The organism is Streptomyces sp. NBC_01381, assembly GCF_026340305.1.
Taxonomy (GTDB): Bacteria; Actinomycetota; Actinomycetes; order Streptomycetales; family Streptomycetaceae; genus Streptomyces.
Window position 1 is genome coordinate 900,461 of record NZ_JAPEPI010000002.1, and the last position, 16,743, is coordinate 917,203.

The 16,743-nt window shown below is 69.6% G+C and carries 14 protein-coding genes; 5 read left to right on the forward strand and 9 right to left on the reverse strand.

All coding sequences use genetic code 11. The annotated features are described in order from the left end of the window. Nucleotides 1-3 precede the first annotated feature (3 nt). Nucleotides 4-1,029 carry an ATP-dependent 6-phosphofructokinase gene (locus OG453_RS25865; protein WP_266870882.1) on the forward strand — a complete coding sequence of 342 codons (1,026 nt, stop codon included), beginning with the start codon at nucleotides 4-6 and terminating at the stop codon, nucleotides 1,027-1,029. 26 nt (nucleotides 1,030-1,055) lie between these two features. Here OG453_RS25865 and OG453_RS25870 read toward each other — a convergent pair whose 3' ends face one another. Together OG453_RS25870 and OG453_RS25875 are read right to left on the reverse strand one after the other, a co-directional pair. After that, nucleotides 1,056-1,694 carry a helix-turn-helix transcriptional regulator gene (locus OG453_RS25870; RefSeq protein WP_323178714.1) on the reverse strand — a complete coding sequence of 213 codons (639 nt, stop codon included), beginning with the start codon at nucleotides 1,692-1,694 and terminating at the stop codon, nucleotides 1,056-1,058. Nucleotides 1,695-2,328: 634 nt separating this feature from the next. Further along, nucleotides 2,329-2,937, reverse strand: a complete 609-nt coding sequence (locus OG453_RS25875; RefSeq protein ID WP_266870886.1) for a TetR/AcrR family transcriptional regulator — start codon at nucleotides 2,935-2,937, stop codon at nucleotides 2,329-2,331. 76 nt (nucleotides 2,938-3,013) lie between these two features. Here OG453_RS25875 and OG453_RS25880 point away from each other — a divergent pair, with 76 nt between their 5' ends. Both OG453_RS25880 and OG453_RS25885 read left to right on the forward strand, forming a co-directional pair. Beyond that, nucleotides 3,014-3,844 (forward strand): class I SAM-dependent methyltransferase, encoded by an 831-nt coding sequence (locus OG453_RS25880; RefSeq protein WP_266870888.1) that lies wholly within the window; start codon nucleotides 3,014-3,016, stop codon nucleotides 3,842-3,844. Nucleotides 3,845-3,848: 4 nt separating this feature from the next. Further along, on the forward strand, nucleotides 3,849-4,358 hold the full coding sequence (locus OG453_RS25885) for an HIT family protein (protein WP_266870889.1): 510 nt from the start codon (nucleotides 3,849-3,851) through the stop codon (nucleotides 4,356-4,358). Nucleotides 4,359-4,391: 33 nt separating this feature from the next. Here the strand turns inward: OG453_RS25885 and OG453_RS25890 are convergent, their stop codons facing one another. The 6 genes from OG453_RS25890 to OG453_RS25915 form a co-directional block, all read right to left on the reverse strand. After that, nucleotides 4,392-6,710, reverse strand: coding sequence for a bifunctional serine/threonine-protein kinase/ABC transporter substrate-binding protein (locus OG453_RS25890; protein WP_266870890.1), 2,319 nt, complete (start codon nucleotides 6,708-6,710; stop codon nucleotides 4,392-4,394). An 81-nt stretch (nucleotides 6,711-6,791) separates the two neighbouring features. Next, entirely contained in the window at nucleotides 6,792-7,655 is an 864-nt protein-coding gene (locus OG453_RS25895; RefSeq protein ID WP_266873128.1) for a carbohydrate ABC transporter permease, read from the reverse strand. A 21-nt stretch (nucleotides 7,656-7,676) separates the two neighbouring features. Next, nucleotides 7,677-8,522, reverse strand: a complete 846-nt coding sequence (locus OG453_RS25900; RefSeq protein WP_266873129.1) for a carbohydrate ABC transporter permease — start codon at nucleotides 8,520-8,522, stop codon at nucleotides 7,677-7,679. Nucleotides 8,523-8,620: 98 nt separating this feature from the next. Next, the gene (locus OG453_RS25905; RefSeq protein ID WP_266870891.1) at nucleotides 8,621-9,976 is read right to left on the reverse strand and encodes an extracellular solute-binding protein; all 1,356 of its coding nucleotides are present in this window, start codon (nucleotides 9,974-9,976) and stop codon (nucleotides 8,621-8,623) included. A 185-nt stretch (nucleotides 9,977-10,161) separates the two neighbouring features. Next, on the reverse strand, nucleotides 10,162-10,848 hold the full coding sequence (locus OG453_RS25910; RefSeq protein ID WP_266870893.1) for a response regulator: 687 nt from the start codon (nucleotides 10,846-10,848) through the stop codon (nucleotides 10,162-10,164). Next, nucleotides 10,845-12,584: a sensor histidine kinase gene (locus OG453_RS25915; RefSeq protein ID WP_266870894.1), complete on the reverse strand. Its 1,740-nt coding sequence runs from the start codon at nucleotides 12,582-12,584 to the stop codon at nucleotides 10,845-10,847. Before OG453_RS25915 ends, OG453_RS25910 begins: the two co-directional genes overlap by 4 nt. Before the next feature lie 156 nt (nucleotides 12,585-12,740). Between OG453_RS25915 and OG453_RS25920 the strand changes: the two genes are divergently transcribed. Continuing rightward, nucleotides 12,741-14,201: a cation:dicarboxylase symporter family transporter gene (locus tag OG453_RS25920; protein ID WP_266870895.1), complete on the forward strand. Its 1,461-nt coding sequence runs from the start codon at nucleotides 12,741-12,743 to the stop codon at nucleotides 14,199-14,201. Between the two features lie 16 nt (nucleotides 14,202-14,217). On the opposite strand, the gene OG453_RS25925 is transcribed toward OG453_RS25920, so the two are convergent. Further along, nucleotides 14,218-14,880, reverse strand: coding sequence for a TetR/AcrR family transcriptional regulator (locus OG453_RS25925; RefSeq protein WP_266870896.1), 663 nt, complete (start codon nucleotides 14,878-14,880; stop codon nucleotides 14,218-14,220). Nucleotides 14,881-15,007: 127 nt separating this feature from the next. On the opposite strand from OG453_RS25925, the gene OG453_RS25930 reads away from it, so the two are divergent. Continuing rightward, the gene (locus tag OG453_RS25930; protein ID WP_266870897.1) at nucleotides 15,008-16,723 is read left to right on the forward strand and encodes an MFS transporter; all 1,716 of its coding nucleotides are present in this window, start codon (nucleotides 15,008-15,010) and stop codon (nucleotides 16,721-16,723) included. The last annotated feature ends 20 nt before the right edge of the window (nucleotides 16,724-16,743 follow it).

A 16,743-nucleotide genomic window follows, 5' to 3' on the forward strand; every position in this document is an offset into this window, starting at 1 on the left:
ACGATGCGCATCGGAATTCTCACCGCAGGCGGCGACTGCCCCGGCCTCAACGCAGTGATCCGGTCGGTCGTGCACCGAGCCGTGACGCACTTCGGCGACGAGGTCATCGGCTTCGAGGACGGTTACGCGGGCCTGCTCGACGGCCGCTACCGCAGCCTCGGTCTCAACGAGGTCAGCGGCATCCTCGCCCGCGGCGGAACGATCCTCGGCTCGTCCCGCCTCGAGCGCGACCGCTTCCGCGCGGCCTGCGAGGACGCGCCCGCGCTCGCCAAGTCGATCGGCTTCGACGTACTGATCCCGATCGGCGGCGAAGGCACCCTGACGGCCGCGAAGATGCTGTCGGACGCGGGCCTGCCGGTGGTGGGCGTCCCGAAAACAATCGACAACGACATCTCCTCGACCGACCGCACCTTCGGCTTCGACACGGCGGTGGGCGTCGCGACGGAGGCGATGGACCGCCTCAAGACGACGGCCGAGTCCCACCAGCGCGTGATGGTGGTCGAGGTCATGGGCCGCCACGCGGGCTGGATCGCTCTCGAATCCGGCATGGCGGGCGGCGCCCACGGCATCTGCCTCCCCGAGCGCCCCTTCGACCCCGCCGACCTGGTGAAGCTGGTCGAGGAGCGGTTCGCGCGCGGCAAGAAGTTCGCGGTGATCTGCGTGGCCGAGGGCGCGCACCCCGCCGACGGCACCATGGACTACACCAAGGGCAAGATCGACCAATTCGGCCACGAGCGCTTCCAGGGCATCGGTACGGCTCTCGCGTACGAGCTGGAGGCCCGCCTCGGCAAGGAGGCCAAGCCGGTCATCCTCGGCCACGTCCAGCGCGGCGGCACCCCGACGGCGTACGACCGCGTCCTCGCGACCCGCTTCGGCTGGCACGCGGTGGAGGCGGCGCACCGCGAGGACTACGGCCGGATGACGGCGCTGCGGGGCACGGACATCGTGATGGTGCCGCTCGCGGACGCGGTGACGGAGCTGAAGACGGTGCCGAAGGACCGGATGGACGAGGCGGAGTCGGTCTTCTAGCTGTGGGTCTGGCTGGTTGCCGGGTGTCAGCGCCCGGCGGTCCCAGTCCCCCGCATCTGCGCCCAGAAGTGCTCGAGGATCCGGTCCAGGTAGTCGCGGCCGGCGCTACCTGACGCGTCCGCACCCGTCCCGCCGCCCCAGCTCAGCGTCCGTACCATCCGCGACTGATAGTCGGTGTGCAGCTGCTGCAGCACGTCCTCCAGGTGCCGCTTCGGCACGGGCAGCATCTTGCTCACGGGCCGCACGAGCCCCTGCCAGCGGCTGGTCACGGCGCTGCGCAGCAGCTCGGCGAGCTCGTCGGCGCGCCCGGTGACGGTGATGAAATCCTGCAGCGGCAGCTGCAGCACTTCGGCGAGGGCGGCGGACTGCCGGTCGTTGCCGCGCCAGGTGTTGGTCTCCTCCATGTGCAGATACGCCTGGATCTCGACGCCGGACCCCCGAGCGACGTCCTCCGGGGCGAGCCCGCGGGCGATCCGGTGCTCCCGCAGGGTCGTGGCGGCGCCCATGAGTTCACCGGGCGAGCACCACAGGGTGCCCGCGAGCGCGGTGAGCTCGGCGGAGGTGGGCGCGGCGAGCCCGCGCTCCCAGGCGGCGATGGTCTCGGGCGTGATGTACGCGAGCCCGTAGCTCGCCCGCATCCCGTAGGCGACATGCCCGTGCGCCATCCCCAACGCCTCGCGGAGGCGACGGGCGGCGGGGAAGTTGAACGGGGGCGTGGGCTGGTTGGGCTGGCTCGGTTGCACGGGCACACGGTAGGTGCACGCGGGGGTGGTGACTACGGTGCGTTCACACGAGGTTGCGGATTGGTAGGAAGCTACGGGGGTTTCGTGGGGTTTACATCCGTCTCGCCCCTCGGACTCTCGGGCCGGGGTGACGCGTCCTCGTGGACGGTGGACCGCCCCGGCGGGGGCGGTGTGCTCATGGCTCTCTTTCGTCGATCCGGAAGTCCTCGCTCCGTACGCCGTGACGACATCGTGGCCGTCGTACTCCGCGAAGTCACCGAATACCGGACGCGGGACACCGTTCACCAGATCGGCACCGCAGAAGTACCTCGGGCCCGGGGCCGAGGAAAAGAGCAGGTCTAGGTCTTTCATGGCGTCGACGGTGCGGCAGACGATGCCGGGTTCGCGCCAGGAGTACATGAGGTACGTGAACGCGTGCTGACCCGGCTCGTCGTCCAGGGGAAGCCGCGCAGGAAGGTGTTGAAGCGGTCGGAGGTGTCGGCCCCGAGGGTCCAGTGCTGACGGCCGGTCAGCCAGGTTCGGATGTGGTCGTGTTCCGTGTGCATCTCGCCCGAGCCTAGGGGCGGTCCGGAATCCGTACGGCGTCTGCCAGCACCGTGGTCACGGTTCTCTGGACTGCCGCTGCCTCCGGCGGGGCGCCGCTCCGGTCGGCGAAGAGGAGGTGGGCGGCGCCGATCAGGGTGGGGGCGAGGGTGGTGATGTCCGCGCCGGGGGTGATGCGGCCCAGGTCCCGTTCGGCGGTCAGGTACGAGGCGAGCATGGTCGTGGCCTCCGTCAGGAGGGGGATGCCGGGGGTTGGTCTCGTTTCGCGGAGGCGGGTTCTGAGGTCGTCTCGGAAGGTGATCAGGGCGACGATCGACGCCGCGATCGAGCCTCCGAACAGGGTCGTCACGGCCGTGGTGAGGTTGGCCGTGACCGTGCTGGTTCCGGCGGCTTCGCATAGGGCGGCGGATTGACGTTCGACAACCGCGATGCGGTCCAGGATCAGTTCTGCCAGGAACGCGTCGAAGTCCGTGAAGTGGCGGTGCAGGACGCCTTTTGCACAGCCTGCCTCCGTCGTGACCGCCCTGCTGGTCAGTGCGCTCGGGCCGTCGCGGAGCAGGATGCGTTCTGCCGCGTCGAAGAGTTGCTCGCGGGCGTCGCGGATGGCTACCCCTGTCGGCACCGTGTGTCTCCACTTCGGGGGTGGGCGGGCCCGCTCCTCCGTTGACGAGTGGGCACGTGCCCACCATAGTGGGCGCATGCCCACTATACCTTCGGAGGGATCAACTCCCCCTGCCCTCAAGCCTCATCAGTATCGGCACGTGGCCGAGTCGTTCGGTTCTGGCGCCGAGCGGTACGACCGGGCCCGGCCCCGGTATCCCCAGGGTCTCGTGGACCGGATCGTCGCCGGGGGACCCGAAGTTCTCGATGTCGGCTCCGGTACCGGCATCGTCGCCCGGCAGTTCCAGGCCGCCGGCTGCCGGGTCCTTGGCGTCGAGCCCGACCCGCGGATGGCCGGACTGGCGCGGCAGTTCGGGGTGGAGGCGGAGGTGGCGACGTTCGAGGAGTGGGATCCCGCCGGGCGGGAATTCGATGCCGTTGTCGCGGGGCAGGCCTGGCACTGGATCGACCCCGTCGCGGGAGCGGCCATGGCCGCGCGCGTGCTGCGGCCCGGCGGCCGCCTTGCGGCGTTCTGGCATGTGTTCCAGCTTCCGCCCGAACTGGCACAAGCCCAGGCGACGGTCTTCCGGCGGGTGATGCCGGACTCCCCGTTCAACGTCGACGCGCTGCCGAAGCGAGCCCTGGACGTGTATCAGGTCATGTTCGACAAGGCCGCCGACGGCATGCGGGCAGTGGGTGGGTTCAGCGCCCCGGAGCAGTGGCGGTTCGACTGGGAGCAGTCCTATGGTCGGGACGCGTGGCTGGACCAGCTGCCCACCCACGGCAACCTCACCCAGCTCCCGCCGGACAAGCTGGCGAAGGTCCTTGAGGGCGTCGGGTCCGCCATCGACGCGATGGGCGGCGGATTCACGATGGAGTACGCGACGGTGGCGGTCACCGCGAAGCGAACTGACCCTGCCTCAGGGTGACGACATGGATCTCGAGGCCTATATGGAGCGTTCGCGGAGCGGGCCGTGCTTTGTCTGTGCGTTTCTCGGCGGGCATCCGGACTACCCGCACGAGATCGTCTTCGAGGACGAGGCACATGTCGCCTTCCTCGACCGGTGGCCCACCCTCCCCGGGAAGGTCCTCGTCGCGCCGAAGGCGCACATCGAGCATGTCGTCCGTGACGTCGACGAGGACGCCTACGTACGACTCATGCTCGTCGTGCGGGAAGTCGCCCTCGCTGTCGAAGATGTCCTCGAAGTCGAGCGGACCTACCTCTACTCCCTCGGCAGCCGGCAGGGGAACAGTCATCTGCACTGGCACATCGCGGCTCTGCCGCCCGGAGTCCCTTACTGCGAGCAGCAGTTCCATTCCCTGATGACCGAGAACGGGGTCCTTGCCGTGTCGCCGGACGAGGCCGCCGGCATTGCCGCGCGGATCCGTGCGGCTGTGGGCGCGCGGGGTGTTCTCGGGGAGCATGGTGAGGAGCACGGGTAGGACGTCGGGCGGGGCTTGGTGTCCGCCCCCGGGTTACTGACCCATGCGCTCGTACTTGTCGTCCACCTTGCCGATTTCCTGCCAAGTGCCGTTGCCGCGGCGGTCGATCCACACGGGGCGGCCCCGTGCCGAACGGCGCTTCTCGAAGGACACCTCGTCGAGTACGCCGTTGACCGAGACCCGCTGGATCTCGCGGTCCAGGGTGTGTCGCAGGGAGGTTGCCGAGTCGTCGGCGGGGAGTTTGCCGAGGGCTGTGGCCAGGGCCAGCGCGCCGTCGTACAGCTCCTGGTTGCCCTGCGCGGGGAGGTTCTGGTCGGGTTCGCCGGTGTAGTTGCGGGTGCGCAGGACGCCTGCGGGGACGTTCTTCTCGGTGGCTTCGGTGCTCGTCCGCTTCTCGGAGTCCTGGCAGACGCCCTCGAAGCTGCTCTGGGTGAGCACGGGGCCCTTGAAGCCGTCAGCCCTGAGGCGCTTGGTCCACATTCCGGCGTCCGAGTTGGCAGGGACCACCACCGCCTCCGCCCGTGCCTTGGTGGCCAGGGCAGGGATCTGGGGCGGCTTCACGTCGCTGGGGCTGGTGTTCAGTGCCTCGGTGGTGATGCCGCCCCTGCGCAGCGCCGTGCCGATGCCGTCCTCGCGGTTCGCCCAGAGCTCGTCCTCCGCCACCAGCACCCGGCGGGCCTTCGTCTGCGACAGGAGGTAGCGGGCCATCGCCGTGCCCTGCCGCGCGTCATCCGCGGGGATGGCGAACGCACCGTCGGCGTGGGCGACACCCGAGCAGGTGCTGATCTCGGGGAGGAACGCCTCGTCCGTGTCGTGCACCCAGGCGAAGCCGGAGGTGTCGCCGATGACGGCGAGCATGCGCGGGTGCTTCGCCAGCATCTTGCGGGAGCTGACGTCCGGGTCGGCCGTCACAGGGACGATGCGGAAGCGGCCGCCGCCCTTGGTGCCGAGCGTCTCGGCGAACGCGGACTTCACGGTGCGCAGTTGCTGCGTGGTGAACTGCTTGAACTCCGAGGTCTCGTACTCGTCCGGCTCGACGCCTTCCCTGGGGGCGCCGACGTGGCGGGAGTCGTGGGCGACGCCGATCTCGTAGATCGTTTCCTTGTCCTTGCCTACGGAGTTGCTGGAATCGTTGGAGGAGTCGGACGTCAGGGAGCGTATGCCCAGGCCCGTCGGGATGCCGACCGCGAGGACGAGGGCGGCGGCGATCAGCGGGCGTTTGCGGGAGCGGGGCTGCCGGGCGTCCGGCGCGGCCGGAGCGGCGGCGTCCTTGTGGACGGCCGGTCGGGTGTCGGCGTTCGCGATACGGGCCACCGCGGGCGCCTCGCCCGGATCTCCGCCCGGGTTCCCCACCCGGACCGTCGGCTCGTGGGGCGGATCCGCCGCCGGTGAGGTCGCCGGTCGACGGTCCGAGGGGGAATCGGCAACCGAGTCCTGTACGTCGGGCGGCACTTCAGCGGGACGTACGGAATCGGACGACTTCGTACGCGTCGACTCCGCACCCGGCGGCTGCGCCCCAGCCGCCGCCAGGACCCGTTCCAGCGCCGTCGCCGCGTCCGCCGGGCGGTCCTCCGGGTCCTTGGCGAGCAGGTCGAGGACCAGGCGTTCCACCGGCCGCGTCACCTCGCCGCGTGCCGCGCTCGGGCGCAGCGGCGCGTCGTTGACGTGGTTGTACATGACGCCGGCCGCGGAACCGGTGAACGGCGGTCTGCCGATGAGGAGTTCGTAGAGGACGCAGCCGAGCGCGTACAGGTCCGTGCGGCCGTCGCCCGGCTCCTGGCGGAACCGCTCCGGCGCCAGGTACGGCACGCTGCCGAACGGCAGCTGCCCGGTCTGGGTCAGGCGCGAGTCGCCCGCGACGCGTTCCATGAACGTGGCGATGCCGAAGTCGACGACCTTCGCGGTGCCGTCCGGGGTGATCATTACGTTGCCGGGCTTGATGTCGCGGTGCACGACGCCCGCCGAGTGCGCCGCGTCCAGGGCGCGGCAGATGTCCGCCGCCCAGCGCAGCGCGTCCGCCACCGGGACCCGGACGCTCTCGCGCAGCACCTGGTCGAGCGAGCGCCCCTGCACCAGGGCCATCACCAGGTACGGGGTCCCGTCGTCCGTGCCGTGGTCGTGCACGGCGACGATGTACGGGCTGTCGAGCGCGGCCGCGGCACGGGCCTCCTGCCGGAACCTGGCCAGGAGCTGATCGGCCTCGCTCTCGCCCGCCGACGTCGACGGCACGAAGAGCTTGACCGCCACCTCGCGGCCCAGGCTTCTGTCCCGGGCCCGCCAGACCTGCCCCATGCCACCGGCACCGATCGGCGCCAGCAACTCGTACCGACCGTTCAGCAAACGCCCCCGCATGTGTCCTCCCTCAGACCCGGTGATCCTAGCCAGCGGCTCGGACAGCGGGCGGGCAGGTCACCCCTTCACTCCCTCACCCCTTCACCCCTTCACCGCGCCGCCGAGCGCGAAGCCGCCGCCCAGCTTCCGTGAGATCAGGACGTACAGGAGGATCACGGGCGTCGAGTAGATGATCGAGAAGGCCGCCAACTGGCCATAGACGACTGTGCCCTTGTTGCCGAAGAAGTCGTTGATGCTGACCGACGCCGGCATCTGCTCCGGGGTCAGGAGCAGCATGAACGGGACGAAGAAGTTGCCCCACATCATGACGAACGAGAAGACCGTGACCACGGCCACTCCCGGGCCCATCAGCGGCAGCACGATACGGATCAGCGACTGGAAGGGCGACGCGCCGTCCGTCCATGCCGCCTCCTCCAGTTCCTTCGGTACGCCGTCCATGAAGTTCTTCATCAGCCAGATGGCGAACGGGAGTTGGGACGCCGCGAAGAAGAAGATCGTGCCCTGCATCGTGTCGATGAGGTCCACCTGGACGAACAGTGCGTACACCGGGACCATGATCGCCGTGATCGGCAGGCTCGTCGCGAAGAGGATCGTCAGCATGAACGGGCGGTTCAGGCGGGACTTGAAGCGCGAGAGCGGGTACGCGGCGAGTGCCGCGCAGACCACCGTCAGGATCGTGCCGCCGCCGCAGAGCAGCAGGCTGTTCATCAGCGGTGTGAAGGTGATTTCGGGGGTCAGTACGGCGTCGTAGTTGTCCAGGGTGATGCCGTCCGGGACCTTCACCTTCAGATCGGCCTTGGTGTCGAGCGAGGACAGGATCACCCAGGCCAGCGGCAGGACGAACGCCGCCGCGACCACGAGCAGCCCCGCGTCCGCGGCGAGGCGCCGGCTCGTACGACGTGAAGTGAGCGTCCTGGAAGGTGACTTGACGGTGCCGGCGGACACCTTGACGGTATTGGCGGACACTCAGACCTCCGTGCGGAGCAGGCGCATATAGACGAGGGAGAAGAGTGAGCCGACGACCAGGAGCAGGAGTGCCACCGCGGTGCCGTAGCCGATCATGCTCTTCTGGAAGGCCTGTTCGTACATGAACAGGGGGAGGGTCTGGCTGCGGTTGCCGGGGCCGCCGCGCGTCATCACCCAGATCAGGCCGAAGACGGACAGGGTCTGCAGGGTGTTCAGCATCAGGTTCGTGCCGATGGAGCGGCGGATCATCGGCAGCGTGATGTGCCACATGCGCCGCCAGCCGCCCGCGCCGTCCACCTCGGCCGCCTCGGTGATCTCCTTGGGGATCTCGTTCAGGGCCGCCGAGTAGACCAGCATCGAGAACGCCGTCCCGCGCCAGACGTTGGCGAACGACACCGCCAGGATCGGCAGCGTGTACATCCAGTTCTGGGACGGGAGATGGAGGAAGTCGAGGACGGCGTTGAGGGTGCCCTCGCGGCGGAAGAACGCGTACAGAAGGAACGCCGCCACCACCTCGGGCAGCACCCACGCCGTGATCACGATCGCGCCGGTGACCGTCCGGACCGGCTTGGACGCCCGCTGCATCAGGGACGCGAGCGCGAGGCCGATGGTGTTCTGGCCGATGAGGGACGACAGCACGGTGAAGACGAGAGTCAGCCAGACCGCGTTGAGGAACGCCTCGTCCCCGAACGCCTTACGGAAGTTGTCGAACCCGACGAAGCTCGACTCGGCCTGGCCGGTGAGCTGGAGGTCGGTGAAGGCGATGTACGCGCAGTAGCCGATCGGCCCCGCCAGGAACAGGAGCAGGAGGATCACGGCGGGGGAGACGGGCAGCGCGCGGGTCAGCGCTCTGCCGGTCCTCCCGCGGCGGGACGGGGGGCGCGACGCGCCCTGGCCCGGCGCCGTCTTGACGATGTCGCCGGGCCCGGCGGGGGGTGCGGCGGTCACTTCTTGATGACCTCGCCGTCCGTCGCCGCCTTGACCTCTTCGTCGTATCCGCTCGCCGCGTCGGCCACGGAGGCGTCGCCCGTCGTGACCTTCTCCATGGACTCCTGCACCGCCGTGGAGACCTTCGGATACGCCGGGTACGCCGGGCGGTAGTGCGTCGACGGCACCAGGTCGGTGAAGAACTTCAGGCCGGGCTGCGCCTTGAGATACGCGGGGTCGGCCGCGACGTCCTTGCGGACCGCGATGCCCGAGTTCGCCACGTACCACTTCTGGGCGTTGGCCTTGGTCTGCATCTGCTCGATGAACTTGAAGGCCAGGTCCGGGTTGGACGCCTTGGACGGGATCGCCCAGGTCCAGCCGCCGGACATGCTCACCTTGCCGGGAGCCTCGCCGTTCTGGGTCGGCATGTGGGCAAGGCCCAGCTTCTGCGACCACTCGGGCCACTCGTGGCCGGCGCCCTTGCCCCAGTCCTGCGGCAGCCAGGATCCGTCCAGGTTGATGCCGAGCTTGTCCTCGGGGAGGAGCTCGCCGCGCACCCGGGTGGCGAAGTTCGGGTCGAGGGCGTCCGAGACGTCCGGGCCGAGCTTCTCCTTGTAGACCGTCTCGACGAACTTCAGGGAGTCCTTGAATCCCTGACTGCCCGTCACCCACTTCTTCGACTTCGGGTCGTACATCGGGTCCTTGCCCGTGCCGTACAGGAGCATCTCCATGCCCTGCATGGTGGCCGCCTCGCCCGCGGGCTTACCGGTGTAGACGTTCAGGGGTGTGACCCCGGGGACCTTCTTCTTGATGGTCCGCGCCGTCTCCAAGATGTCGTCCCACGACTTCGGCTGCCAGTCGGCGGGAAGACCGGCCTTCTTGAAGATGGCCTTGCTGAACCAGAGTCCGCGGGTGTCGGTGCCGTCCGGCACGCCGTACGTCTTGCCGTCGGCCGCCTTCGCCGCCGACTTGGACGTGTCGATGAACTGGTCCCAGTCCTTCCACTTGTCCAGATACGGATCGAGCGGCTTCAAGTACCCGCTGGTGATGTCCGAGTTGATGAGGAAGGTGTCCTCGTAGACCAGGTCGGGCGCGGTCTTCGGGGAGCGCATCATCTGCTGCAGCTTGGTGTAGTACTCGGAGTCCGGCGCCTTGATCGGCACCAGCTTGACCTTCTTGCCGGGGTTCTCCTTCTCGAACTGCTTCTTCACGTCGGCCAGAAAGGTGTCCATGACCTTGACCTGGTTGTCCGTGGACTGTTTGAAGGAGACCTTCACGGTGTCCGGATCATCGCCGGAGTCCCCGCCGCAGGCGGTGAGGGTGCCGGCGGCGACCAGGGCGGTGGCGAGGAGCAGTGGAGTGGTGGGGCGCACGGGCACGACCTCCTACTGGCCGACGCGGCGAGGTTGCCACGCGGGGCTGCAACGCGGGCTGCCCGGTGAACGTAAGGGCGTGCTCGGAGCAAGGTCAATGCCCGTGCGTCGCCCCAAGTCATCAACGTGACAACGTTGTTATGGCGGGCCCGGTGCCGATGTCCGCCGGGTGGTTCCCCGGTGCCTCAGGTGGCCGAAGTCAGCCAGCGGTACACATACTCGGGGCGGCCCACATGGCCGTACTGCGGGGTGCGGGTTGCGCGGCCCGTGGTGACCAGGTGCTCCAGGTAACGGCGTGCGGTGATGCGGGAGATGCCGACGGACTCGGCGGTGGCCGCCGCGGTCAGGCCGTCGGCCGGGGCGTCGCGCAGGCCGCGGGTCACGCGTTCCAGGGTGGGTCCGCTGAGGCCCTTGGGGAGTGCGGCGGGGCTCGGGGCGCGCAGGGTCGCCAGGGCGCGGTCCACCTCGTCCTGGCCGGTGGCCTCGCCTGCGGCGGTGCGGTAGTCCGCGTAGCGGGTGAGGCGGTCGCGGAGGGTGGCGAAGGTGAAGGGCTTCAGTACGTACTGGACCACGCCCAGGGATACGCCTTCTCTGACCACCGCCAGGTCGCGGGCGGACGTCACCGCGATGACGTCCGTTCGGTGGCCCGCGGCCCGCAGGGTGCGGGCGAGTTGGAGGCCGTGGCCGTCGGGGAGGTGGAGGTCGAGGAGGAGGAGGTCGACGTCCGTGCGGTCGAGGGCGCGTTTCGCCTCGGCGGCGGTGTGGGCTTTTCCGGTGGCCCGGAAGCCAGGGACTCGGTTCACGTAGAGGACGTGGGCGTCTGCGGCGACGGGGTCGTCTTCGACGACCAGTACGCGGATTTCCTCGGTCACTTGGTGCCTCCGTTTGGTACGTCCTCTGTACTGGACGCCTCTTCATCGGCACCCGGCATCGGGGGTTGTGCCCACCCTTCCCCAAGCTCTCGGCTTCGCTCGAGCAGGGGAGACCCCACTCGCCGTGCGGAACGCCTGCCCACAACCTCAGCGGCTGTCTGTAGGTGTACTTCGAACTCCGCCCCACCCCCCGGCGCCTCCCGCACCGTAAGTGTTCCCTCGTGTTTCGTCACCGTCTGGTGGACCAGGGCCAGGCCCAGGCCGCGGCCCGTTGCGGCCTTGGTGGACCAGCCTCGTTCGAAGACCGCTTCCGTGTGGGCCGGGTCCACGCCAGGGCCCGTGTCCGAGACCCGTAGCGTCAGGCCCTGTTCGTCCGCGCGGGCCGTCACCGTCACGCGGGCCGCCGGGGAGCCCTGGGCCGCGTCCACCGCGTTGTCGATCAGGTTGCCGAGGACCGTGACCAGGTCGCGGGCCGGCAGGTCCGGCGGGAGCATGCCGTCGTCGATGCTGCTGTCGGGGGAGACGACGAGCTCGACGCCGTGTTCGTTCGCCTGGGCCGCCTTGCCCAGGAGCAGGGCCGCGAGGACCGGCTCGTTGACCGCCGCGACGACCTGGTCCGTCAGCGTCTGGGCCAGTTCCAGCTCGGCCGTGGCGAAGTCGACCGCCTCGTCGGCGCGGCCCAGCTCGATGAGGGACACCACCGTGTGGAGGCGGTTCGCCGCCTCGTGCGCCTGCGAGCGCAGCGCCCGCGTGAAGCCGCGCTCCGAGTCCAACTCACCGGTCAGGGCCTGGAGTTCGGTGTGGTCGCGCAGGGTGACCACCGTTCCTCTGCGCTCGCCGCTCGACACGGGGGAGGTGTTGACGACCACCACCCGGTCCGCCGTCAGGTGCAGCTCGTCCACCCGGGGCTCGGCGGCGAGCAGCGCGCCCGTGAGCGGGGCGGGCAGGCCCAGTTCGGCGACATTACGGCCCACCAAGTCGCCGGATACGCCGAGCAGTTCGCGTCCCCCGTCGTTGATGAGGGCGATCCGCCGCTGCCCGTCCAGCATCAGCAGGCCCTCGCGCACCGCGTGCAGCGCCGCCTCGTGGTAGTCGTGCATCCGGCTCAGCTCGGTGGCGTTCATGCCGTGGGTGTGGCGGCGCAGGCGGGCGTTGATGACGTACGTACCGATGGCGCCGAGCGTGAGCGCGGCCGCCGCGACACCGAGCAGGGCGGCCAGCTGGCCGCGCGCCTTCTCGCTGATCTCCTCGATGGTGATGCCCGCGCTGACCAGGCCCGTGATGCGGTCGCCGTCATGGATCGGGGTGACCACGCGCACGGAAGGGCCGAGCGTCCCCGTGTACGTCTCGGTGAAGGTCTTGCCCCGCAGGGCGTCCGCCCGGTGGCCGAGGAAGCGCTCGCCGATCTGTTCCTCGTCGGGGTGCGTCCAGCGGATGCCGTCCGGGTTCATGATCGTGACGAAGTCGACGCCGGTGTGCCTGCGCACATCGGTCGCGTACGGCTGGAGGGTCTTCGTCGGATCCTCGCCGCGCACCGCTTCACGTACCGAAGGGGAGTCCGCGACCGCACGCGCCGCGGCCGTGGCCTGGCGGCGCGCGCCCTCCTCCGCCTGCTGCCGGTCGCTCAGGAACGTGAACAGGGCGCATCCGGCCACCACCAGGGTGACAAGCACGATCTGCATCGCGAAGAGCTGGCCCGCGAGGCTGCGCGGGCGGGCTGGACGGGTGAGGGGCATGGTGCCAGTCTGCCTCGCCGTATAAGCACGAACTAAATGAACGTAAGGGTGACCGCCCTCACAGGGCGAGAGATAGTCGCCGGGATTCCCCGCCCAGGACGTGAGCCGCACGCACTGGCTGAAAAACGCCGACGTAGTCGTTCAAGGAGGGCCCCCGTGGCCGACACCACCGACAGCAAGGTGGCTCCGGCACCCGCAGCCAAGCGGGACCGCACCCACTATCTCTACATCGCCGTCATCATCGCCGTCGTGCTCGGTATCGGCGTCGGTCTGCTCTTCCCGGACTTCGCCAAGGAGCTCAAGCCGGTCGGTACCGGCTTTGTGAGCCTGATCAAGATGATGATCTCGCCGATCATCTTCTGCACCATCGTGCTCGGCGTCGGCTCGGTCCGTAAGGCCGCCAAGGTCGGCAAGGTCGGCGGGCTCGCGCTCGGCTACTTCGTCGTGATGTCGGTCGTCGCCCTCGCCATCGGCCTCCTGGTCGGCAACATCCTGCACCCCGGTTCCGGCATGGACCTGACCGAGGCGGCCAAGGACGCGAGCCACGCTGCCGCGGACGAGGCCAGCACGGGAGCCGTCGACTTCCTGATCGGGATCATCCCGACGACGCTCGTCTCGGCCTTCACCGAGGGCGAGGTGCTTCAGACTCTGCTCGTCGCGCTCCTCGTGGGCTTCGGCCTTCAGGCGATGGGTTCGGCCGGTACGCCGGTCCTGCGCGGCATCGAGCACATCCAGAAGCTGGTCTTCCGGGTCCTCGGCATGATCATGTGGGCCGCCCCGGTGGGCGCGTTCGGCGCGATGGCGGCGGTGGTCGGCGAGACCGGCACGGACGCCCTGAAGGCCCTGGCCACGATCATGATCGGGTTCTACGTCACCTGCGCGCTGTTCATCCTCGTCGTGCTCGGCACGCTGCTGCGCCTGGTCACCGGCGTGAACCTCTTCAAGCTCCTGAGGTACCTGGGCCGCGAGTTCCTGCTCATCCTCTCCACCTCGTCGTCCGAGTCCGCGCTTCCGCGGCTCATCGCGAAGATGGAGCACCTGGGTGTCAGCCGCCCGGTCGTCGGCATCACCGTCCCGACGGGCTACTCCTTCAACCTCGACGGCACGATGATCTACCTGACCATGGCCTCGCTCTTCATCGCCGACGCCATGGACCAGCCGCTGGGCATCGGCGAGCAGATCTCGCTGCTCCTCTTCATGATGATCGCATCGAAGGGCGCGGCGGGCGTCTCGGGGTCCGGCATCGCGGTCCTGGCCAGCGGCCTGCAGTCGCACAAGCCGGCCCTGGTGGACGGCGTCGGCCTGATCATCGGCGTCGACCGCTTCATGAGCGAGGCCCGCGCCCTGACCAACTTCGCGGGCAACGCGGTCGCGACGCTCCTGATCGGTACGTGGACCAAGGAGGTCGACCGGGAGCGGGTCACCCTGGTCCTCGACGGGAAGCTGCCGTTCGACGAGAAGACACTGCTCGACAACGGCGACGACGGCGACGACGGCGACGACGCCCCGGCCGTGGAGGCCGCGTCGACCGTGGACGCGGTGCCCGGTCAGCCCGGCAGCAGCGAGAGCGGGAGCGGGAGCGCGAGCGGGAGCGAGAAGAAGTCGCTGACCGCCTAGCCGGTGCACTGACCGCCTAGCCGGTCACGGTCGCCCTGCGCTCGGCGACCCTCTCCACCAGTTCGGTGGCTTGTGAGGCGGGCAGGCCCGCCGCGGTCAGAAACGTGATCGCGGCGGACCTGCCCGCCTTCTCCGCTGGTACGACACCGTCGTTGATGGCCTCCATCACGGCGAACAGGATCCCTTCGAGTACGTAGCCGAGCGCCCGCGTCGGCAGCGGCGTCACGAACGTGCCGTCGTCCAGGCCGCGTTGGAACATCGCCAGGCCGGACTCGTGGACGCGGCCGAGCCGTTCGCGGATGCTGCCCATCGTGACGCTGCGATGCGAGAGCGAGAGCAACAGGCGGTAGCGGTCGGCGACTTCCCACACGGCGAGCAGCGATCCGGCCACCGCTTCCGCCGGGTCGTCGATGCCGTCGCGGCCCGCGGCGTGCGCGGTCTCCACCGCCTCCACCGCCCGCTCCACGATCGCGTCGATCAGTGCGTCGCGGCTGGGGAAGTGCCCGTACACCGTCCGGCGCACCACGCCCGCGGCGCGCGCGATCTGGTCCATGGACGCGTCGGGGTCGCGCAGCAGCTCCGTGACGGCGACGTCGAGGATGCGGCGGCGATTGGCGTCGGCTCTGGCGCTGCTCGGGCTGCTCGGGCTGCTCGCGGGGCGGGGGTTCATGGCCCCCATTCTGCCCACTCCCGCAACGGGCCCACGCCCCCACTTGCACACTGCTGTGCAATGTCGGGTATCTTGCAGTGTGTAGTTGCACAGGCTTGTGCAACAGATCTGTGCAAGACGGGATGGGTGGAATCCAATGCCATTGCTGATCAAGGAACCGGTCGAAAGGATGGACCGGCCGTACGCCCGCCGCTGGTGGGCCCTCGGCGTGCTCTGCCTGAGCCTGCTGATCGCCGTCATGGCGAACACCGCGCTCACGGTGGCGGCCCCTGACATGACCATGGACCTGGGCCTGTCCAGCTCCGACCTGCAGTGGGTCATCGACGCGTACACCGTTCCGTACGCCGCCCTGATGCTGCTGCTCGGCGCGATCGGCGACAAGTACAGCCGCCGGGGCGCGCTGGTGCTCGGCCTGATCATCATGTCCGCCGGGGCGGGGGCGGGCGCGCTGGTGGACAGCGCGACGGCCGTCATCGTGGTCCGCGCGGTGATGGGCGTCGGCGCCGCCCTGATCATGCCCGCGACGCTTTCCCTCCTCGCGGCGACCTTCCCGCGCGAGGAGCGCGCCAAGGCGATCACGATCTGGGCGGCCACGTCGGGCATCGCGATCGCGGCGGGACCGCTGATCGCGGGCGCGCTGCTGCGGGACAACGGCTGGCACTCGACGTTCTTGATCAACATCCCGGTGGCGGTGCTCGCGATCATCGGCGCGTTTGTGTTGGTCCCTCCGTCGAAGGCCGCTCAGCACGGCCGCATCGACTACGTGGGCGGCCTCCTCTCGGTGGTCTGGGTGGGCGCGCTCATCTTCACGATCATCGACGGCCCGCACTTCGGCTGGGGCGCGCGGGCGATCGGCGCGGCGGTGGTCGCCGGAATCGGCCTGGTCCTGTTCGTCGTGTGGGAGCTGCGGCACCCGCGGCCGGTCCTGGACGTCCGCAAGTTCGCCGACCGCGGCTTCGCGGGCTCGAACCTCGCCGTGGCGCTCTTCTTCCTCGCGGTGTTCGGCGCCTTCTACTTCCTCACCCAGCACCTCCAGTTCGTCCTCGCGTACGACCCGCTGGAGACCGGCGTCCGCATGCTGCCGCTGGCCGGCGCGGTCTTCGTCGGCTCGGCGGTCACCGGGATCCTGGCGCCGCGCATCGGCGGCCGGATCATGGTGGTGGCGGGCATGGTCGGCGGCACGGTGGCCCTCGCGCTGCTCACGCGGATCGACGCGGGGTCCGGCTACGGCGACTTCGTGGCGCCGCTGATCGTCCTCGGCCTTTCGCTCGGCTTCGCCGTGTCGCCCTGCACGGACGTCATCATGGGCGCGTTCCCCGAGTCGGAACTCGGCGTCGGCGGCGCGGTCAACGACACCTCCCTCGAACTGGGCGGTTCGCTGGGCATCGCGGTCCTGGGATCGGTGCTGGCGGGGTCGTACTCGTCGAAGCTGGCGGACGGGACGGCGGGCAGCAAGCTCCCCGCATCCGCCCTGGAGACGGCGCAGGACTCGGTGGGCGCGGGCAATGGCGTGGCGCAGGGCATCGCCGCGCAGGCCAGGGACCTCGCAGAGACGGCGGCGAACGCGACTACGCCGCAGGAGGCGGCCCAGCTCAAGGCCCAGGCCCAGGAACTCGCGCAGGGCGCGGGCCAGATGAAGGACGCGGTCGGCTCCGCGTTCTCGGACGCGGTGGCGCACACGAGCCTGATCGGCGCGGTGATCCTCGGCGTCGGGACGATCGTGGTGGCGGTACTGCTGCCGCGGGCCGGGAAGGGCGGACGGGTGGTCGCTGCTTCGGGGACGGCTGACGGCGAGGAGCGGCCCGAGGCCGCGGCCGAGCGTGAGTCCGTTTCCGCTGACGGGGGCCGCTGACGAAGCGATCCGTGCTGGTG